This window comes from Halorhodospira sp. 9621, assembly GCF_022228055.1.
Taxonomy (GTDB): Bacteria; Pseudomonadota; Gammaproteobacteria; order Nitrococcales; family Halorhodospiraceae; genus Halorhodospira; species Halorhodospira halophila_A.
This window is the reverse complement of the sequence record NZ_JAJNRD010000035.1, coordinates 1-17,799: the sequence shown is the minus strand read 5'-3', so window position 1 is coordinate 17,799 and position 17,799 is coordinate 1. Positions and strand designations below refer to the sequence as shown.

Genomic DNA, 17,799 nt, shown 5'->3' with positions numbered 1-17,799 from the left:
AAGCACCGTCAGTCAGTACGACTCCCTCTCACCGCCCTGCGGCGGTCTCCGGTGCGCCCCGTGCGGCATCGGCGAGGCGCACGAAGGCCTCCACCGAGAGCGTCTCGGCCCGCGCCCCGGGATCGACCCCCGCCGCCTCGAACGCCGCCTCCGCGACCCGCCCCTTGAGGCTGTTGCGCAGCGTCTTGCGCCGCCCGGCGAAGGCCGCCGTCACCACCTCCTGCAGCCACGCCTCGTCCTGGGCCGGCGCCGGCAGCGGACGGTGGGGGACGAGGCGAACAAACGACGACATCACCTTCGGCGCCGGGAAGAACGCCCCGGCCGGCACGTTGAAGCAGCGCTCCACCCGGCAGCGGTACTGCACCATCACCGACAGCCGCCCCCGGGTCCGGCTCCCCGGCGGCGCCACCATCCGATCCACCACCTCCCGCTGGAGGAGCAGGTGCAGATCCTCGATGGTGTCCGCGGCGGCGAGCAGGTGAAACAGGATCGGCGTCGAGACGTTGTAGGGCAGATTCCCCACCACGCGCAGTCGCCCCTGGGCCGGAGCCAGCCCGGCCGGATCCAGCTCCAGGGCGTCACCCTCGATCACCGTCAGGGCAGGGCCGAAACGCTCGCGCAGCCGGGGCGCCAGATCGCGGTCGAGCTCCACCGCCGTCAGGCTGCCCAGGCGTTCGAGCAGCGGCTCGGTCAGTGCCCCCTCGCCGGGGCCGATCTCCAGCAGCGTCTGCCCCTGCCGCGGGGCGATCGCCGTGATCATGCGCTGGATGACCGACGGATCGCGCAGGAAGTTCTGCCCGAAACGCTTACGCGGGCGGTGGCTCAAGCCAGGCGCTCCCGGGCCGCACGGGCCTGGGCACGGACCTGCTCCGGCGCCGTGCCGCCGATGTGGGAACGCGCCGCCACCGAGCCATCGAGGGTCAGGACCGCAAAGACGTCGTCGCCGATGGCCGCGGAGAACTGCCGCAGCTCCTCGAGGCTGAGCTCGGCCAGGTCGCGGTCGGCCTCCGTGGCGTAGCGCACGGCACGGCCGACCACCTCGTGGGCGTCGCGGAAAGCCAGCCCCTGGCGAACCAGGTAATCGGCCAGATCGGTGGCGGTGGCGAAACCGGCCCGGGCCGCCTCGCGGCAGCGTTCGCGGTTGACGGTCAGCGCCGGGACCATATCGGCGAAGGCGGTGAGCGCATCACGGGCCGTATCCACGGCATCGAACAGCGGCTCCTTGTCCTCCTGGTTGTCCCGGTTGTAGGCCAGCGGCTGGCCCTTCATCAGGGTCAGCAGCTGAACCAGGCTGCCCTGGGCCCGGGCGGCCTTGCCGCGCACCAGCTCCGCCACGTCGGGGTTCTTCTTCTGCGGCATGATCGACGAACCGGTGCAGAAGCGATCCGGCAAGTCGATGAAGCCAAACTGCTGCGACGTCCACAGCACCAGCTCCTCGGCCATGCGCGAGAGGTGCACGAGGACCAGGCTGGCGTCGGCACAGAACTCGATGGCGAAGTCGCGGTCACTGACCGAGTCCAGGGAGTTGCGCGTCGGCCCATCAAAGCCCAGCTCGCGGGCGGTCGCCTCGCGGTCGATGGGGAACGAAGTCCCGGCCAGCGCCGCGGCGCCCAGGGGGCACTGGTTGAGCCGGCGACGGCAGTCAGCCAGCCGGTCGCGATCGCGCTCGAGCATCTCGTACCAGGCCAGCATGTGGTGGCCGAAGGTCACCGGCTGGGCCACCTGCAGGTGGGTGAAGCCGGGCATGATGGTGTCGGCCTCGCGCTCGGCCAGATCGACCAGGCCGTTCTGGAAGCGGGCAAGCTCGGCGCGGATGGTGTCGATGGCCTCGCGCAGGAAGAGACGCACGTCGGTGGCGATCTGGTCGTTGCGCGAGCGGCCGGTATGGAGCTTCTTGCCGGCCTCGCCGATGCGCTGGGTCAACCGGTGCTCGATGTTCATGTGGACATCCTCGAGCTGCGGCGACCAGGGGAAGCGCTCCTCGACCACCTCCTGGCGGATCTCGGCCAGGCCCTGGAGGATGGCGTCGCGCTCGGCCTCGGTCAGCACACCGCGCTCGGCAAGCATGCGGGCGTGCGCCTCGGAGCCCTGGATGTCGTGCAGGGCGAGGCGGGCATCGAACTGCACCGAGGCCGAGAAGCGCTCGACGAATGCGTCGGTCGCCTCAGTGAAACGGCCGGTCCACAGCTGCTGGCCGGGGGCTGCGTCTTTCTGGCTCATAGCGGGTGCTCACGATCGCTTTTCAGTGGGCGGAAAGGGTCTCAAGCCGGTCGTCCCGCCCGGCGGGGGCGCCGGCGCGGCCGTCATTGTAGTGCCGAGCGGCCGTCGCGCGCGCCCCCTGCGGCGTCACTATCGGCGACAACAGGTTGAAACCGGGGCGGCATTGCGACGACACTTTAGCGTGTTTTTCTCCGAGTCTAACCAGTCAGGATGGACCGTAATGGCCGCTGAATCCCTGCGAATCGCCACCCGCCGTTCCCAGCTTGCCATGTGGCAGGCCGAGCACATCGCCGCCGAACTGCAGCGCCTGCACCCCGGCCTGGAGGTGGAGCTGGTCCCCATGTCCACCCGCGGCGACGAGATCCTCGATCAGCCGCTGGCGCGCATTGGCGGCAAGGGCTTGTTCATGAAGGAACTCGAGGACGGCATGCTGCGCGGCGACGCCGATCTGGCCGTGCACTCGATGAAGGACATCCCCTGGCGCCTGCCCGACGGCTTCGCCCTGGCCGCCGTCTCGGACCGGGCCGATCCGCGGGACGCCTTCGTCTCCAACCACTACACGGACCTGGATGAGCTCCCCCACGGCGCCCGGGTCGGTACGGCGAGCCTGCGCCGTCAATGCCAGATCATGGACCGCCGGCCCGACCTGCACATCGAGGTCCTGCGCGGCAACGTCCAGACCCGGCTGCGCAAGCTCGACGATCGCGTTTACGACGCCATCATCCTGGCCGCCTCCGGGCTCGACCGCCTGGAGCTGACGCACCGCATCGCCGGGCGCCTGACGCCGGAACAGAGCCTGCCTGCGGTGGGCCAGGGTGCGCTCGGCATCGAATGCCGGGAGGGCGACGAGCGGGTCATGAAACTCGTGGAGGGTCTCAACCACGAGCCCACCCGCATCCGCATCAGCGCCGAGCGGGGCATGAACGCCCGGCTCGAGGGCAGCTGCCAGGTTCCCATCGGCGGCTACGCCGAGCTCGACGGCGACGAGGTCCACCTGCGCGGTCTGGTGGGCGCCGTTGACGGCAGCGAAGTCATCCGGGGCGAGATCCGCGGCCCCGCCGCCGATGCCGAGAACCTGGGCCGCCAGCTGGGCGACGACCTACTCGCCCGCGGGGCCGACCGCATCCTCAAGGCCCTCGCCGAGCAGCCATGACGGGGCCCCTGGACGGCACCGGCGTCGTCGTCAGCCGACCCGCCCACCAGGCGGAGGGTCTCGCTCACGCCCTGGAGGAGGCCGGCGCCGAGGTGTGGCGGTTTCCCACCCTGGAGATCGCCGCCGAGCCGGACGACGCGGCACGGCAGGAGGCAGCCCGGCAGGCCGCCGGCGCCGACTGGCTGATCTTCGTCAGTCAGAACGCCGTCGACCACGGGCTGCCACGCATCCGCGCCGCCGGTGGCCCCGCCGCCCACGCCCGCTGCGCCACCGTCGGCCGGGGCACCGCCGAGGCACTTCGTCGCAACGGCATCGAGGAGGTGCTCTACCCCCGCCATGGCGCCACGAGCGAGGATCTGCTGGAGGAAACGGAACTTGGCAGCATCAGCTCGGGGCGTGTCATGATAGTCCGCGGAGTCGGAGGGCGGCCGCACTTGGCCGAGACACTCCGCGACTGTGGCGCCGAGGTGGGTTTTCTGGAAGTCTATCGACGCATCCGGCCGTCGGCCGACCCCACCCCGCTGCTCGCGGCCGCCGAGGCCGACCGCGTTCAGGTCGTCATCGCCACCAGCGGCGAGGTTCTGGAGAACTTCCTGGAGCTCGTCGGGGACCGTGGCCGACGGTGGCTCGCCCGGGCTGCGGTGGTCGTCATCGGCGACCGGGTGGCGGTCATGGCGAGCCCCCACGCCGGACATGTCGAGATCGCGGCAACCGCGGCGGAAGAAGAGCTCACGGCGGCCACCGCACGCGCCGCCAGGGCCGTGGCAGAGATCAGGAGTAGGCGAAGATGAGCAACCCCAACCGTCCGGAGGACCGGAATCGCCCGGAGGATCCGAACCGCGGCGCGCAGAGTTCCTCCGAATCGCGCAGCGGTGATAGCCCGCGTCGCGGCGATGCCCGCCCAGGGCAGCCCGCCCCCCAGCCCGGCGCTGCCACCGGCAGCGGCAGCCAGGAGAGCGCCGGCGGTGGCCAGAGCGATACCCGGCCCGGTGAACAGCCGGGCGAGGCGGGCAGCAGCAGCGACGCCACCGGCCAGGAACGTTCCAGCAGCGCCGCCGCGAGCACCCAATCGAGCCAGGAGCAAGCCTCCGGCGGCGACGACAAGGAAGGCAAGGAGGACCACAAGGGTAAGGAGCAGGACAGCGGCAAGTCCGGCTCCGGAAGTGGCGGCGGCAGCGACGGAGGCGGTGGCAGTCGGCTGAGTTCCACCCCCGAACCGCGCAGCCGTTTCACCCTGTGGTTCGTCATCGTTCTGCTCGGCGGCGGCACCGTTGCTGCGGGCGTCTACGGTTATCAGCTCTACGAGGAACTGCAGGCCGCTCAGCAAGAGCTCGACGAGCGCGTCGCCGCCCAGGAGGAGCGCGATGCCGAGCTCGACGAGACCCTTGAGAAGGCACGCGAGCAGGCCGAGGCCGCCGCCCGCCTGGAAGAGTACCTGGAGGACTTCGACGCCCTCGCCGCGGACGTCGAGGCAGCCAAGCAGGCTAGCGACGATACCGCCGATAGCCTGGCGTCACTGGAGTCCCGCGTGGACGATCTGGCCGCCCGGTTCGATGAGCTGGGCGATGCGGAGGGCGTCGGCGAGGCCGCGCTGGGGGATCTGGACGCGCGACTGACCGAGCGCATGGACGAGATCGAGTCCCGCCTTGAAGAGCGGGTCGAGGAACTTGCTGCGGCGCAGGAGGGGCTCGACGAGGACATGGAGCGCCTCGGGGCGCGCAGCGAGCAGGAAGAGGAAGGCTGGCTGAAGGCCGAGGCCGGCTACCTGGCGCAGATTGCCATCCACCGGGTCCGCCACCACCACGACGTGGATTCCGCCTTGGCCGCCCTGCGGGGCGCCGACGGCCTCCTGGCCGAACTCGGCGGCGAGAGCATCCCGGAGCGCCAAGCCATCCGCGAGGCCATCGACGCCCTGCTCGACTACTCCGGCCCGGATATTGGCGGCATCCGCGAGCGCATCACTGCGCGCATGGACGAGATCAATGACCTTGCCCTCACCGGCGATCCGGGCGAGGGCGTGGCCCCGGATCTGCCGGAGCTCGACGAAGCCGAGGAGGGCTGGCGGGGCGCTCTGAGTCGGGCCTGGAGCCGCCTGCGCGAGGGACTCGGTGAGCTGGTCCGGGTGCAACACGAGGAGGAGCTGGAAGAACTCCTCACCCCGGAGCAGCAGTACTTCCTGCGCGAGGGGCTGCGTCTGCAGCTGGAGAGCGTCCTGCTGGCACTGCACAGCGGCGACCAAGAGAGCTATCGCGCCGGGCTGGAGCGGGCCGCCGGGTGGCTGGAACGCCGCTTCGACACCGACGACGAGCGCGTCGCCGAGGCCAGAGACGACCTACTGGACTTGGCCGACGAGCCGATCCGGCACGACCTGCCGGATATCGAACCCCTCCTTGAACCAGTGAAGCCGTTCTGACATGCGCCGCCTGTTCATCTACCTACTGATCCTGGCCGGTGCCGTACTTACGGCGCTGTACTTCAACCAGCAGGAGGGCTACGTGATGCTCTCCGTGGGGCCTTGGCGGCTGGAGATGAGCTTGCTCTTCTCCGCCGTGGTCCTGGGGCTCTTGGTCCTCCTGCTCTACCTGGCCCTGGCCGCCCTTGGGCGGCTGTGGAGCATGCCGCGCCGGCTGCGTAGCTGGCAGGGCCAGCGGCGGCAGGAGTCGGCCCGCACAGAACTCACCTCCGGGCTGCTGCGCTTTGCCGAGGGTGACTACGACACCGCCGAAAAGCAGCTGGTGCACAGCGCCCGGCGCAGCGAGGCGCCCCTGGTGAACTACCTGACCGCGGCGATCGCCGCCCAGCGCCGGGGCGCCCGCGAGGTGCGGGACGGCTACCTGACCACGGCCGAGAAGAGCGGGCCCGACGCCAACCTGGCGGTCCGGCTGCTCCAGGCGCAGTTGCAGGCCGAATCGGGGCAGTGGGAAGAGGCTCAGGCGAGCGTGTCGGCCGTCCTCGATAAGGAGCCCAAGCATCGCCGGGCCCTGGAGCTGATGATCGGCTGCTGTCGCGCCCTGGGCGACTGGGAGCGGCTCGAGCCCCTGCTGCCGCGCATCGACCGCCAAGGCATCCTGCCCAAGAACGAACTCCTCGATCTCAACCGCTGGGTGGCCCGAGAGCGCCTGGCGCGGGCCTCCGGCGAGGACAAGCAGGCCCTGCAAGAGGCGTGGCAGGACCTGAGCCGGGGCCTGCGCAAGGATCCCGAGGTGCTCTGCGCCTACGTGGACGGGCTGATCACCCTCGGGGAGGTACAGAGCGCCGAGGAGCTCATCCAGAAGCAGCTGCAGAAGGAGTGGAACCCCGAGCTGCTCGAGCGCTACGCTCGCCTGCCGGCCGACGACACCGCCACCTACGCGACGCGGCTGGAGAAGGCCGAGGGCTGGATCCAAGCCCACCGGGACGATCCGAAGACCCTCTACGCCGCGGGCATCCTGGCCCTGCAGGCCGAGCAGTGGGACCGGGCCCGGGACTACCTGCAGGCCGCCGTGGACCAGACGGCCCGGCCGGAGTACCTGCGCACCCTCGGTGCCCTGCAGGAGCATCTGGGGGACTACGACGGGGCCCGGGCCACCTATCGCCTGGCCATGGACCTCTCCGGCGCCGGCAGCGACGCCCTCCCTGGTCTGCCGGGGCCCGCCCCGGAGCGCCCGGCGGCGCCGGAGCTCGAGGAGGGCCGCTCGGACGCCCCCCCCGACTACGCCCCCGGCGACGACACCGAGGGGCGACCCCGCAACGACTGACACCCACGCTGCGGGCGACCGGCGGGCAAACGAGAGGCCCCGGGCCACTTAGAGTGGCCCGGGGCCTTTTTCGTACCCCCTTCTGCCGCCGCCCCGGCGCTACGTCTGCTTCCCGGCGTCCACAGCCTCGGTCATCTGCGCCTCGACCACCGACAGGGCGGTGAGGTTGACGATGGCCCGGACCGTCGAGGACGGCGTTAGCAGGTGGGCCGGCTTGGCGGTCCCGAGCAGGATCGGCCCCACCGAGACACTGTCGGTGGTCGCCTTGAGCAGATTGAAGGAGATGTTGGCGGCGTCCAGCCCGGGCATGATCAGCAGGTTCGCTTCGCCCTCCAGCTGCGCATCGGGGAAGATGCGCCGCCGCACCTCCTCGGAGATCGCCGCATCGCCGTGCATCTCGCCCTCGACCTCGAGGGCCGGGTCCCGATCCTGGATCAGCTCCAGGGCGTGGCGCATCTTTTCCGCCGATGGCTGCGACGAGGTCCCGAAGTTCGAGTGCGAGAGCAGGGCCACCTTCGGCGTGGTTCCGAAACGGCGCACCTCATCGGCGGCCAGCAGGGTCATCTCGGCAATCTCGTGGGGGTTGGGATCCTGGTTGACGTAGGTGTCCGCCAGGAAGAAAGTCCCCTTGGGCATGATCAGCACGTTCATGGCCGCCAGGTTCCGCACCCCACGGCGTCGACCGATAACGTCCTGGATATGCTGCATCTGCCGCTGGTAGCGCCCCTCGATACCGCCGACCAGGGCATCTGCATCGCCCAAGTGGACCATCAGCGCACCGATGACGGTATTGCGCGTGCGCACCACGGTCCGTGCCCGCGCCGGGGTCACACCGCGGCGGGCCATCAGGTGGTAGTACGCCTGCCAGTAGTCGCGGTAGCGCGGGTCGCCCTCCGGGTCGACCAGCTCGAAGTCCTCGTCGATCTGCACGCGCAGGCCGAGCTGACGCAGCCGCTTCTCGACCACTCGCCGCCGCCCGACCACGATGGGCCGCGCCAGATTCTCGTCCACGACCAGCTGCACGGCGCGCAGGATGCGCTCCTCCTCGCCGTCGGTGTAAACCACCCGCTTGGGCTGCTCGCGGGCGCGCTCGAAGATCGGCTTCATCACCAGGCCCGACTGGAACACGTACTGCTGCAGCTGCAGCCGATAGGCCTCGAAGTCGTTGATCGGCCGGCAGGCAACCCCGCTCTCCATGGCGGCGTGGGCCACTGCCGGCGCCACGCGGCTGATCAACCGGGGGTCGAACGGCTTGGGGATCAGGTAGTCGGCCCCGAAGCTCCAGGGCCGCCCCCCGTAGGCCGCCACCACTTCCTCGGAGGACTCCTCGGTGGCCAGGTCGGCGATGGCCTCCACCGCGGCGATCTTCATCGCCTCGTTGATGGCGCTGGCGCCCACGTCCAGCGCCCCACGGAAGATGAATGGGAAGCACAGGACGTTGTTCACCTGGTTCGGATAATCCGAGCGGCCGGTGGCGAGCACCGCATCGGGACGGGCCTCCCGCGCCTCCTCGGGGAGGATCTCGGGGACCGGATTGGCCAGCGCCATGATGATCGGCCGATCGGCCATCAGATTGACCATCTCGGCGTTGAGCACCCCCGGTGCCGACAGGCCCAGGAAGATATCCGCACCCTCGATCACTTCACGCAGGCTCCGCGCGGCCGTCTCCCGGGCGTAGCCCTCCTTGCGCGGATCCATGTACTCCTTGCGCCCCTTATAGACCACGCCCTTTCGATCGGTGACGGTGATCTGCTCCCTGGGCAGGCCCATGGCCACCAGCAGGTCGAGGCAGGCGATAGCCGCCGCCCCGGCACCGGAGCAGACCAGGGTGACGTCCTCCAGGCGCTTACCCACCACGCGCAGGCCGTTGCGGATGGCCGCGGCGGTGATGATGGCGGTGCCGTGTTGATCGTCGTGGAAGACCGGGATGTTCATCCGGCGCTTGAGGGCCTCCTCGATCTCGAAGCACTCCGGCGCCTTGATGTCCTCCAGGTTGATGCCCCCGAAGGTCGGCTCCAGGGCGGAGACGATGTCGACGAAGCGCTCGGCGTCCGGCTCGTCGACCTCGATATCGAAGACATCGATGCCGGCGAACTTCTTGAACAGGACGCCCTTGCCCTCCATCACCGGCTTCGACGCCAGCGGACCGATGTTGCCCAGTCCGAGGACGGCGGAGCCGTTGGTGATCACCGCCACCAGGTTGCCCCGGGTGGTCATGGCGGCCGCCTCGCGGGGATCGTTGACAATGGCTTCGCAGGCCGAGGCCACGCCGGGCGAGTAGGCCAGGGCGAGGTCACGCTGGTTAGCCAGCGGTTTGCTGGGGATGACCTCGATCTTGCCAGGGGTTGGCTGTCGGTGGTATTCGAGGGCGGCTTCTTTGAAGTCGTCGGACATATAAATTCCCTTGGGGTGTTGAATCAGCCCAGTATAGGGTGAGCTTGATGCTTGCTTCCAGGGTGGCCGGGCCTACCGGGCCGGGTAGGTCCGCGCCAGGAAACGCTCCACGGCAGCCGCGAAGGCCTCGGGCTGCTCGGCGTGCAGCCAGTGACCAGCGCCCTCCAGGGCCTCGAACTCGGCCGCCGGAAAATACCCGGCCGCGGCATCCCGGTGCCGGACCGGGTCGAAGTAGTCAGAGGCCGTTCCATAGAGGAACAGTGCCGGGCCGTCATAAGTACCCGCCAGATCCGGAAAACCCTGGATATCCGGCACCGCCTCGGCGAGGAGCTGCAACGGGATACGCCACTGGTAACCACCCCCGGCGGCAGGGACCAGGTTGGTCAGCAGGAACTGGCGGACCGCCGGCGACGTGATCTCGGCCGCCAGGGCGGCATCCACCTCGCGCCGACTGGCGGCCCCGGCCACATCGACCCGTTGCAGGGCGGCGATCACGGTGGCGTGCTCGTGCCGGTAGGCCACCGGAGCGATGTCTGCGGCGACCACCGCCGCCACCCGCCGAGGCCGGGTCAGGGCGAGGGTCATGGCCACCTTGCCGCCCATGGAGTGGCCCAGCACGGCCACCCGCTCAACACCCTCGCGATCGAGCAGCGCCTCCACATCGGCGGCCAGTGCCGGGTATTCCATGCCCGGCCGATGCGGTGATCGGCCGTGGTTGCGCAGATCCGGGGTCAACACCCGGTAGTCAGCGGCGAAGCGGCGGGTGAAGCGGTTGAGGTTGCCGCCACTGCCGTAGAGGCCGTGGAGCAGGAGCAGCGGCGCCCCCGCACCGCGGGTGGTCAGGGAGAGTTGCACCGGTTCGCGCATAGGACCTCGTATGATTCAGGACTCGGGGAGACGGCGGGCATCGCCCACCTGGACCAGCGCCTTGAGCTCCTGGACGGCCACGGCCAGGACGGCGCCGCCCGGCGCCGCGCTCTGCTGCACCTCGGCCAGCACGGTCTGCAGGCGCTCCAACGCCACGCGCCGCTCGCCCAGGAAACCGTCGACGGCCGCCGGATCGGCGCCGCGGGTCGCCACCAGCTGCGCCGTCAGGCCGCGCAACTGGAGATCGTAATCCGCCACCAGCCCCTCGCGGAAGCGCACCTGCCAACCGTCATGGGCCTCGAGCCGCTCCAACCGCCGACGCAGACCCGCCAGGCCGAGGCCCTCGACCAGACGGAAGTGGCTGGCTGCGATGGCCAGGATGTCGGCCCCGGTGGATTCTGCCACCTTCACCCAGTCCAGCGCCGGGTAGAGCTCGGGCAGGGTCGCCATCCGCCGCGCCAGCCCCGGCGGCAGGCCGGCCTGCTCGAGCCGCTTTCCCTCGGCCGCCAGAGCCTCCGCCCGAGCGGCGGGCAGCAGATCGCTGAGGTGCTCGTTGAGCCGCTGCAGGCTCGGCCGCACGCGAGATACCGCAGCCGCGGCGCCGCCCTCGGCGTCCCCGAGCCCGGCACCGAGGTTGCGCAGCAGCCACAGCGTCGCGTGCTCGTGGAGTTCTCGCACCCCCTGGAGCAGGCCGGTGACCACGCCGTGGTCCACCTCGCTCGCCCGCGCCTCGACACCCTCCCAGGCGGCGTCGAGCGCGAACATTGCCTCGGCCACGAACCACGCCCGCACCACCTCCGCCACCTCGCAGCCCGAGCGCGCGGCCAGCCGCGCGCAGAAGGTCTCGCCCATGCGGTTGACCACCCGGTTGGCGGCGGCGGTGGCCACCAGTTCCCGGCGCAGACGGTGGCCGCGGACGCGCTCGGCGTAACGCTCGCCGAGCGCCGGCGGGAAGTAGTCGAACAGCAACGGCTCCATGAACGCCTCACCGGGCAGCGCCGAGGCGCGCAGTTCGCGCTGGACGACGATCTTGGCGTAGGCCAGTAGTACCGCCAGTTCGGGCCGCAGCAGCCCCAACTCCCGCGCGGCCCGCTCGGCCAGTGCCTCATCGTCGGGCAGCCCCTCGAGGGTCCGATCGAGAACGCCGTCACGTTCGAGCCGGCGCATCAGCTCGGCGTGCTCATCGAGCCGCGCCGTGGCCTCGGCTTCGGCCAGGCTCAGGGCGCCGGCCTGGGCGCGGCAGGTCTCGAGGACCCGTTCCGCCACCTCCTCGGTCATTTCCGCCAGAAGCGCATCACGGTGACGGCCGGTGAGTTCGCCGTCGTCGCGGGCTTCGTTAAGCAGGATTTTGATATTGACCTCGTGGTCGGAGCAGGCCACACCGCCGACGTTGTCGATGGCGTCGGTGTTGATCCGGCCGCCGGCGGCGGCGTACTCCACCCGCGCCGCCTGGGTGAAGCCCAGGTTGCCGCCCTCGCCCACCACGCGGCAGCGCAGCTGACGCGCGTCGATTCGCACTCCGTCGGTGGCCTTGTCGCCGACCTCGGTGTGGCTCTGCTCCCGGGCCTTGACGTAGGTACCGATGCCGCCGTTCCAGAGCAGATCCACCGGGGCGCGCAGCACAGCCTGGATGAGCTGGTCCGGGGTCAGCTCAGCGGTCTCAATGCCGAGCGCCCGGCACGCCTCGGAGGAGAGCGAGACGGACTTGGCACTGCGCGGATAGACGCCGCCGCCGGCGGAGATCCGCGCCGGATCGTAGTCCGCCCAGCTAGAACCCTCCAGAGCGAACAGCCGCTGACGCTCAGCGTAGGCAAGCGCCGCGTCCGGCTGCGGGTCGATGAAGACGTGCCGGTGGTCGAAGGCGGCCACCAGGCGGATCTGCTCGGAGCAGAGCATGCCGTTGCCGAAGACATCGCCGGACATGTCGCCGATGCCGACTACTGTCAGAGGCTCGCGCTGGACATCGCGACCAAGCTCGCGGAAGTGCCGCCGCACCGACTCCCAGGCACCGCGCGCGGTGATGCCCATCGCCTTGTGGTCGTAACCGGCCGAGCCACCCGAGGCGAAGGCATCGTCCAACCAGAAGCCGTGGGCCGCCGAAACGCTGTTGGCCAGATCCGAGAAGCTAGCCGTACCCTTGTCCGCCGCGACCACTAGATAGGGGTCGTCACCGTCGTGGCGGAGCACCCCTTCCGGCGGCACCACCCGGCCATCGCGGAGGTTGTCGGTAACCTGGAGCAGCGCCTCGATGTAGGACCGGTAGGCGTCGCGGACCGCTTCACGCTGCGCCGCCCCGGCGCCGGGCAAATCCTTGACCACGAAACCGCCCTTGGCCCCGACCGGCACGATAGCGGCGTTTTTGACCATCTGCGCTTTCATCAGCCCGAGCACCTCACTGCGGAAATCCTCGCGCCGCGTCGACCAGCGCAGCCCGCCGCGGGCCACCTCGCCGCCGCGCAGGTGAACCCCCTCGAAGGCCGGGGCATAGACGAAGATCTCCGCCCACGGCACCGGCCGCGGCAGGTCGGGGATACTGGCCGGATGCAGCTTGAGGGCGAGCGGTGCCCCTGTCGCGGCGGTGTAGTGGTTGGTGCGGGCGGTGGCCTCCAGCGCCGCCAGCAGCTGGCGCAGGATCCGATCCTGATCCAGGCTGGCCACCCCCTGCAGCGCCTCGCGGATGGCCGCCGCCTCGCCGGCGACCCGCTCGGCGTCGGCGCGTCCGGGGTCGAAGCGGGCGTGGAAAAGGGCCACCAGCAGCGCGGCGATGCGCGGATGCGCCGCCAGGGTCTCGGCCATGTAGGCCTGGGAGAAGGTGCTCCCGATCTGACGCAGATAGCGGGCATAGGCACGCAGCACAGCCACCTCGCGCCAGTCCAGGCCAGCGGCCAGGACCAGGCGATTGAAGCCGTCGCTCTCGGCCGCCTGTGACCAGACGGCGCCGAAGGCGTCGCGGAAACGCTCGCCCACCGCCTGGGGGTCGCACCCCCCCACCCCCTGCCAGCACAGACCGAAATCGTGAATCCAGCAGACCGGAGCACCGGTGGCGGCGACCTCGAAGGGTTGCTCGTCCACCACCCGCAGGCCCATGTCCTCGAACACCGGCAGCGCGTCGGAAAGGCTGGCCGGGCGTGCCCCGTGGAAGAGTTTGAAGCGCAGCGCCCCAGCACCGGCCTCCACGGGCCGGTAGAGGACCATCTGCGGGCCCGCGCCGCGGTTCACGCGCTCGATCCGCTCTACGTCCTGGGCCGCCACCCGGGCGGGCACCCCCTCCTGGTAGGCCACCGGGAAGGCGTCGGCGTAGCACTGCGCCAGGCGACTGCCCTGTTCCTCGCCGAGCCGCTCGTGCAGAGCCTCCTGCAGGCTGTCGGCCCACGAGCGCACGGCCTCGGCCAGACGCCCCTCGAGAGCGCACAGGTCGACATCGGGCACGCCGCGCCCGGGCAGGGGCAGGATGAAGCGGATGCGCGCCAGGAGCGACTCGCCGATCTGGACGCTGAAATCGCTCTCGGGCGCCCCCAGGGCCTGCTCGAGGCGGGCCTGGATGCGCCGCCGATTGGCCGTGTCGTAGCGCTCCCGCGGGACGTAGACCAGGCAGGAGGCGAAGCGCTGCCAGGGATCGTAGCGCACCAGCAGGCGCACCCGCGGGCGCTCGCGCAGGTGGAGCACGGCGCGAGCGATGCGCTCGAGTTCGTCAACCTCGATCTGGAAGAGCTCGTCCCGCGGGTAGGTCTCAAGGATGTTGAGCAGCGCCTTACCGGCGTGACTCTCGGCCGGGTAACCGGCGCGCTGAAGGACCGTGGCCACCTTGCGGCGCAGCAGCGGAATCTCCTGAGCGCTGCGGTAGTAGGCCGCCGAGGTGTAGAGACCCAGGAAACGGTGCTCGCCCACCACCCGCCCCTGCGCATCGAAACGTTTGACCCCGAGGTAGTCCATGGGGCCGGGACGGTGCACCGGCGAGCGGGCGTTGGTCTGGGTCAGGATCAGCGGCTCGGGCTCCAGTGCGCGCTCCTGCACCTCCGGGGCCAGAGCGGCAAAGCGCAGCGAGGGGGTCGCCGGCGCGTGACGCAGGATGCCGCAGGCCCGGTCCGGCTCCGGCACCAGGCAGAGGCCGTCGTCGGCCTGCTCGAGGCGGTAGGCCCGGTAGCCGATGAAGGTGAAATGGTGCTCGGCCGCCCAACGCAGAAAGGCGTCCACCTCGGCCCGGTCTGCGGCGGCGAGCCCGGGTGGCGGACACTCCTGGAGCTCGTCGGCGGCAGCCAGGAGCTGGCTGCGCATCGCGCGCCAGTCGTCGACAACGGTGGCGACGTCGTCGAGGACGGCCTGCAGTCGCCGATGCAGGGCATCAAGCTCCTCGGGGGCGGTGCGCCGATCCACCTCGAAGTGCATGAACGCGGTCAGGGGGGCATCCGCGTCGTCCACCGCCGCGACGCCCTCGCCCCCTTCCTGGCGGCGCACGGCGAGCACCGGGTGGAACAAACGGTGGATGACGAGCCCCTGCTGCTGCAGGGCCATGGTCACCGAATCGATCAGGAAGGCACGGTCGTCGACGACCAGGTCGACGACGGTGTGACGGCTCTCCCAGCCGTGCTGCTCCGGGTCCGGGTTGTAGACGCGAATCGCCGCCTGGCCTGGCGGCCGGCGCCCGGCCAGGCGCCAGTGGGCGACGGCGGCGCCGAGAAGGTCCTCGGGATCCCGATCCTCGAGATCCTCGGCCGCGACCCGGGCGTAATAGCGCGTCACGAAACGCGCCAGATCGTCCGCCTGTTGTCGGGGCCAGCGCCTGCCGATCCGCTCGCCCAGGCGTCGACGCGGATCGTCGCTGCCGCCGCAACCCCGCTCACCAGCACCGCTCATCACCTGCCCCTCTGTCCGCCAGCCCCCCCACCCCGCGGGGCGCGCCACTCCACTGTAGTGGCTCGGGGGGCACCGCGGCCAGGGAGGCGGCCGCTACACCTTGACCTGGGCAGCGGCCGCCTCGAGGGCGCGGCACAGGGGCCCGGGCAACCGGTGGCGGGGCTCGTAGCTCTCCAGCAGGTTCTTCACCGACAGGCCCAGGGCAACATCGCCCTCGACGCTAAGCCGCCGGCGGAAGAAGAGCATGTCCGGGTCGGCAGCGCCGCCGGCCAGCGCCAGGAACGCGGCGGCATCTCCACGGATGGTGACATCCGCCCCAGCGGGCTCGGCCGTGGCCAGTCGTCCATCGCGGAGGGTGAAGCCGTAGGCCAGCCGGGCGTCGGTGACCTCCAACGCCAGCGTCCGGTCGACGAGGATCTCCAGCTCGCCGTCGGCCAGCGCGTCCGCCAGCACCTGCTGCAGAACCGCCGGCACCACGGCGGCATTGACCGGCCCGGGCACGAAGCGAAGCGGTGCCAGTAGCAGCGGCAGGGCCTGATCGAGCTGCGGTCTCTTCATCGGTCTGCCTCCGCCATCCCCGGCTCGGGGGCCTTGCGGGTGTGTCCGGCCTCGCCCCACCAGTAGCCGTCGCACTGCTGCCCCGGCTCCGGCTCGTGCAGCGTCGCCGGCTCGCCGGCGATCGCGGACCGGAAAGCGGCCACCACCTGGTCCATGGCACCGGGGCGTGGTGAAAGGCGCACCGCGCTCACGCCCATCTGCTGCATGTCCGGGATGGCCGGGAGCAGATTGGCGCAGCCCCAGGACTGGGTCTGGATACCGTTGATGACCAGAAACGGCTCCCCGGCCCGGGTGGTCACCGGCAACCCCTCGGGGTGGTGACCGCAGACAAAGCCGCAGTCGTCCTTGGGGCGGTCGTAGTGCCGGGCCGAGAAACACCGGGCCGAGAAGGCCAGCGGCTGGCGGCCGTAGGCGAAGACCTCGGTCTCCATGGCTTCGCCGCCGAGTTCGGTGAGTTCGCCGAGCACCCCGCGCAGGGAGTCACCGGGCAACTCCATGGGCGGCACCCAGCGCACCGCGCCGGCGCGCTGCATGGCACGCAGGGCGCGACCGCTGTAGAGGTTGAGGGTCGGCCCGGCGACAAAGGGGAGGCCGCGGCGCTCCAGTTCGCTGACCGCGGTGAAGTCGTTGGCTTCGACCCGCAGCTCGCCGTTATCGCACAGCCGACGTACCACCGACGCCTCGGAGCGCGCCTCGACGAGGCTCAGGGTGGAGAGCACCACCTCGTGGCCCTCCTCGGCCAGCTCGCGGCCGAGACCGATCCACTCCTCGGGACGCAGCTCGCGGCGGCGGCCGCAGACTGTCTCACCCAGGTAGAAGGTATCGACCCGCCCGCGCAACCCGTCGTAGAACCGGCGGATATCGGCCGCCGGCCAGTGGTAGAGAATCGGCCCGATCGCGATCTTCATCGGCTTGCCCTCTCGCCGGTCACTGCCAGTTGCGCTCGTAGGGGCCGAGGGTGGTGGTGGCCCCCTCGGAGAACTCGCGCAGGGCCGCCACCTGCGCCGGGTCCGGGGTGTAGTCGCCCTCGGCTTCGGGGATGCGGTCGATGAGCTGTCGCCAGATGCGGGTCACCTTACCCACGTAGGCCGGGCTGCGCTGGCGTCCCTCGATCTTGACCGCGTGGATGCCGGCGCGCTTGAGCCGCGGCAACAGCTCGGCGGTCTCCAGGCTGGTGGGCGACTCGAAGGCGTGCTCCAAGGCCCCCTCGACGTCGTAGCGCCCCTTGCAGATGGTCGGATAGCCCGCCGGCTCGTCGGGCGCGAAGCGGTCGATGAGCAGCCCACCGAGCCGCGCCTCGCGGCCCTGGGGGGTCTCCTGCCACTGCACGGCCCACGCCGGCGAGCACGCCCCCACGGTATTGGGCGATTCGCCGGTGGCGTAAGAGGAAAGCAGGCAGCGCCCTTCGGCCATGACGCACAGCGAGCCGAAGCCGAAGACCTCGAGCTCGACGTCGGTATCACCGGCCAGGGCCTCGACCTGCTGGATGGAAAGCACGCGCGGCAGCACGGCGCGGCTGACCCCGTAGCAGCGCTTGTAGAAGTCGAGGGCCTCGGGGGTGGTCGCCGAGGCCTGGACGGAGAGGTGCAGGCCCAGATCCGGCCACTGTTCAGCGGTGTACTCGAGCAGGCCCAGATCGGCGACGATGACGGCGTCGGCGCCGATGCGGGCGGCCTCGTCGATGGAGCGCTGCCATTGCGCCCATCCACCGGCCTGGACGTAGGAGTTGACGGCGACGAGGACGCGCACGCCCCGCTGATGGGCGTACTCGACGCCCCGTGCGGCCTGCTCCGGGGTAAAGTTGAGCCCCGGGAAGTGGCGTGCGTTGGTCGCATCCCGGAAGCCGATGTAGACCGTGTCGGCCCCGTTGTCCACGGCGGTGCGCAGGGCGGTCAGGTTACCGGCCGGGCAGAGCAGTTCCATGGGTTCCTCCGTCGCTCACCGACTAACCGATGCATTCTAACCGATCGCCGGCCTGAGCGAAGCCTGCCGCTACGCCTGAATGGCGCCGAGCCG

At 70.6% G+C, this 17,799-nt stretch carries 12 protein-coding genes; 4 read left to right on the top strand and 8 right to left on the bottom strand.

Annotated features, from left to right (window positions below):
* Positions 1–28 precede the first annotated feature (28 nt).
* Both rsmA and argH read right to left on the bottom strand, forming a co-directional pair.
* Positions 29–826: a 16S rRNA (adenine(1518)-N(6)/adenine(1519)-N(6))-dimethyltransferase RsmA gene (rsmA, locus tag LRF89_RS11955; RefSeq protein WP_201169840.1), complete on the bottom strand. Its 798-nt coding sequence runs from the start codon at positions 824–826 to the stop codon at positions 29–31.
* Positions 823–2,220, bottom strand: coding sequence for an argininosuccinate lyase (gene argH, locus LRF89_RS11950; protein WP_201169842.1), 1,398 nt, complete (start codon positions 2,218–2,220; stop codon positions 823–825). The genes rsmA and argH overlap by 4 nt, the downstream gene beginning before the upstream one ends.
* Positions 2,221–2,440: 220 nt before the next feature.
* On the opposite strand from argH, the gene hemC reads away from it, so the two are divergent.
* The 4 genes from hemC to LRF89_RS11930 are packed head-to-tail and all read left to right on the top strand — an operon-like array spanning position 2,441 to position 7,110.
* Entirely contained in the window at positions 2,441–3,373 is a 933-nt protein-coding gene (gene hemC / locus LRF89_RS11945) for a hydroxymethylbilane synthase (protein ID WP_238637193.1), read from the top strand.
* On the top strand, positions 3,370–4,164 hold the full coding sequence (locus tag LRF89_RS11940; protein ID WP_201169846.1) for a uroporphyrinogen-III synthase: 795 nt from the start codon (positions 3,370–3,372) through the stop codon (positions 4,162–4,164). The genes hemC and LRF89_RS11940 overlap by 4 nt, the downstream gene beginning before the upstream one ends.
* The gene (locus tag LRF89_RS11935) at positions 4,161–5,786 is read left to right on the top strand and encodes a uroporphyrinogen-III C-methyltransferase (protein WP_238637192.1); all 1,626 of its coding nucleotides are present in this window, start codon (positions 4,161–4,163) and stop codon (positions 5,784–5,786) included. Before LRF89_RS11940 ends, LRF89_RS11935 begins: the two co-directional genes overlap by 4 nt.
* Before the next feature lies 1 nt (position 5,787).
* The gene (locus LRF89_RS11930; RefSeq protein ID WP_238634092.1) at positions 5,788–7,110 is read left to right on the top strand and encodes a heme biosynthesis HemY N-terminal domain-containing protein; all 1,323 of its coding nucleotides are present in this window, start codon (positions 5,788–5,790) and stop codon (positions 7,108–7,110) included.
* A 99-nt stretch (positions 7,111–7,209) separates the two neighbouring features.
* Here LRF89_RS11930 and LRF89_RS11925 read toward each other — a convergent pair whose 3' ends face one another.
* The 6 genes from LRF89_RS11925 to ubiU form a co-directional block, all read right to left on the bottom strand.
* Positions 7,210–9,504, bottom strand: a complete 2,295-nt coding sequence (locus LRF89_RS11925) for an NADP-dependent malic enzyme (protein ID WP_201169856.1) — start codon at positions 9,502–9,504, stop codon at positions 7,210–7,212.
* A 72-nt stretch (positions 9,505–9,576) separates the two neighbouring features.
* Positions 9,577–10,371, bottom strand: a complete 795-nt coding sequence (locus tag LRF89_RS11920) for an alpha/beta fold hydrolase (RefSeq protein WP_238634704.1) — start codon at positions 10,369–10,371, stop codon at positions 9,577–9,579.
* A gap of 15 nt (positions 10,372–10,386) precedes the next feature.
* Complete coding sequence (locus tag LRF89_RS11915) at positions 10,387–15,225, bottom strand: NAD-glutamate dehydrogenase (protein WP_238637191.1); 4,839 nt, start codon at positions 15,223–15,225, stop codon at positions 10,387–10,389.
* A 93-nt stretch (positions 15,226–15,318) separates the two neighbouring features.
* The gene (gene ubiT / locus LRF89_RS11910) at positions 15,319–15,783 is read right to left on the bottom strand and encodes a ubiquinone anaerobic biosynthesis accessory factor UbiT (RefSeq protein WP_201169863.1); all 465 of its coding nucleotides are present in this window, start codon (positions 15,781–15,783) and stop codon (positions 15,319–15,321) included.
* On the bottom strand, positions 15,780–16,691 hold the full coding sequence (locus LRF89_RS11905; RefSeq protein WP_201169865.1) for a U32 family peptidase: 912 nt from the start codon (positions 16,689–16,691) through the stop codon (positions 15,780–15,782). The genes ubiT and LRF89_RS11905 overlap by 4 nt, the downstream gene beginning before the upstream one ends.
* 19 nt (positions 16,692–16,710) lie before the next feature.
* On the bottom strand, positions 16,711–17,706 hold the full coding sequence (gene ubiU / locus LRF89_RS11900) for a ubiquinone anaerobic biosynthesis protein UbiU (RefSeq protein ID WP_238637190.1): 996 nt from the start codon (positions 17,704–17,706) through the stop codon (positions 16,711–16,713).
* Between the last annotated feature and the right edge of the window lie 93 nt (positions 17,707–17,799).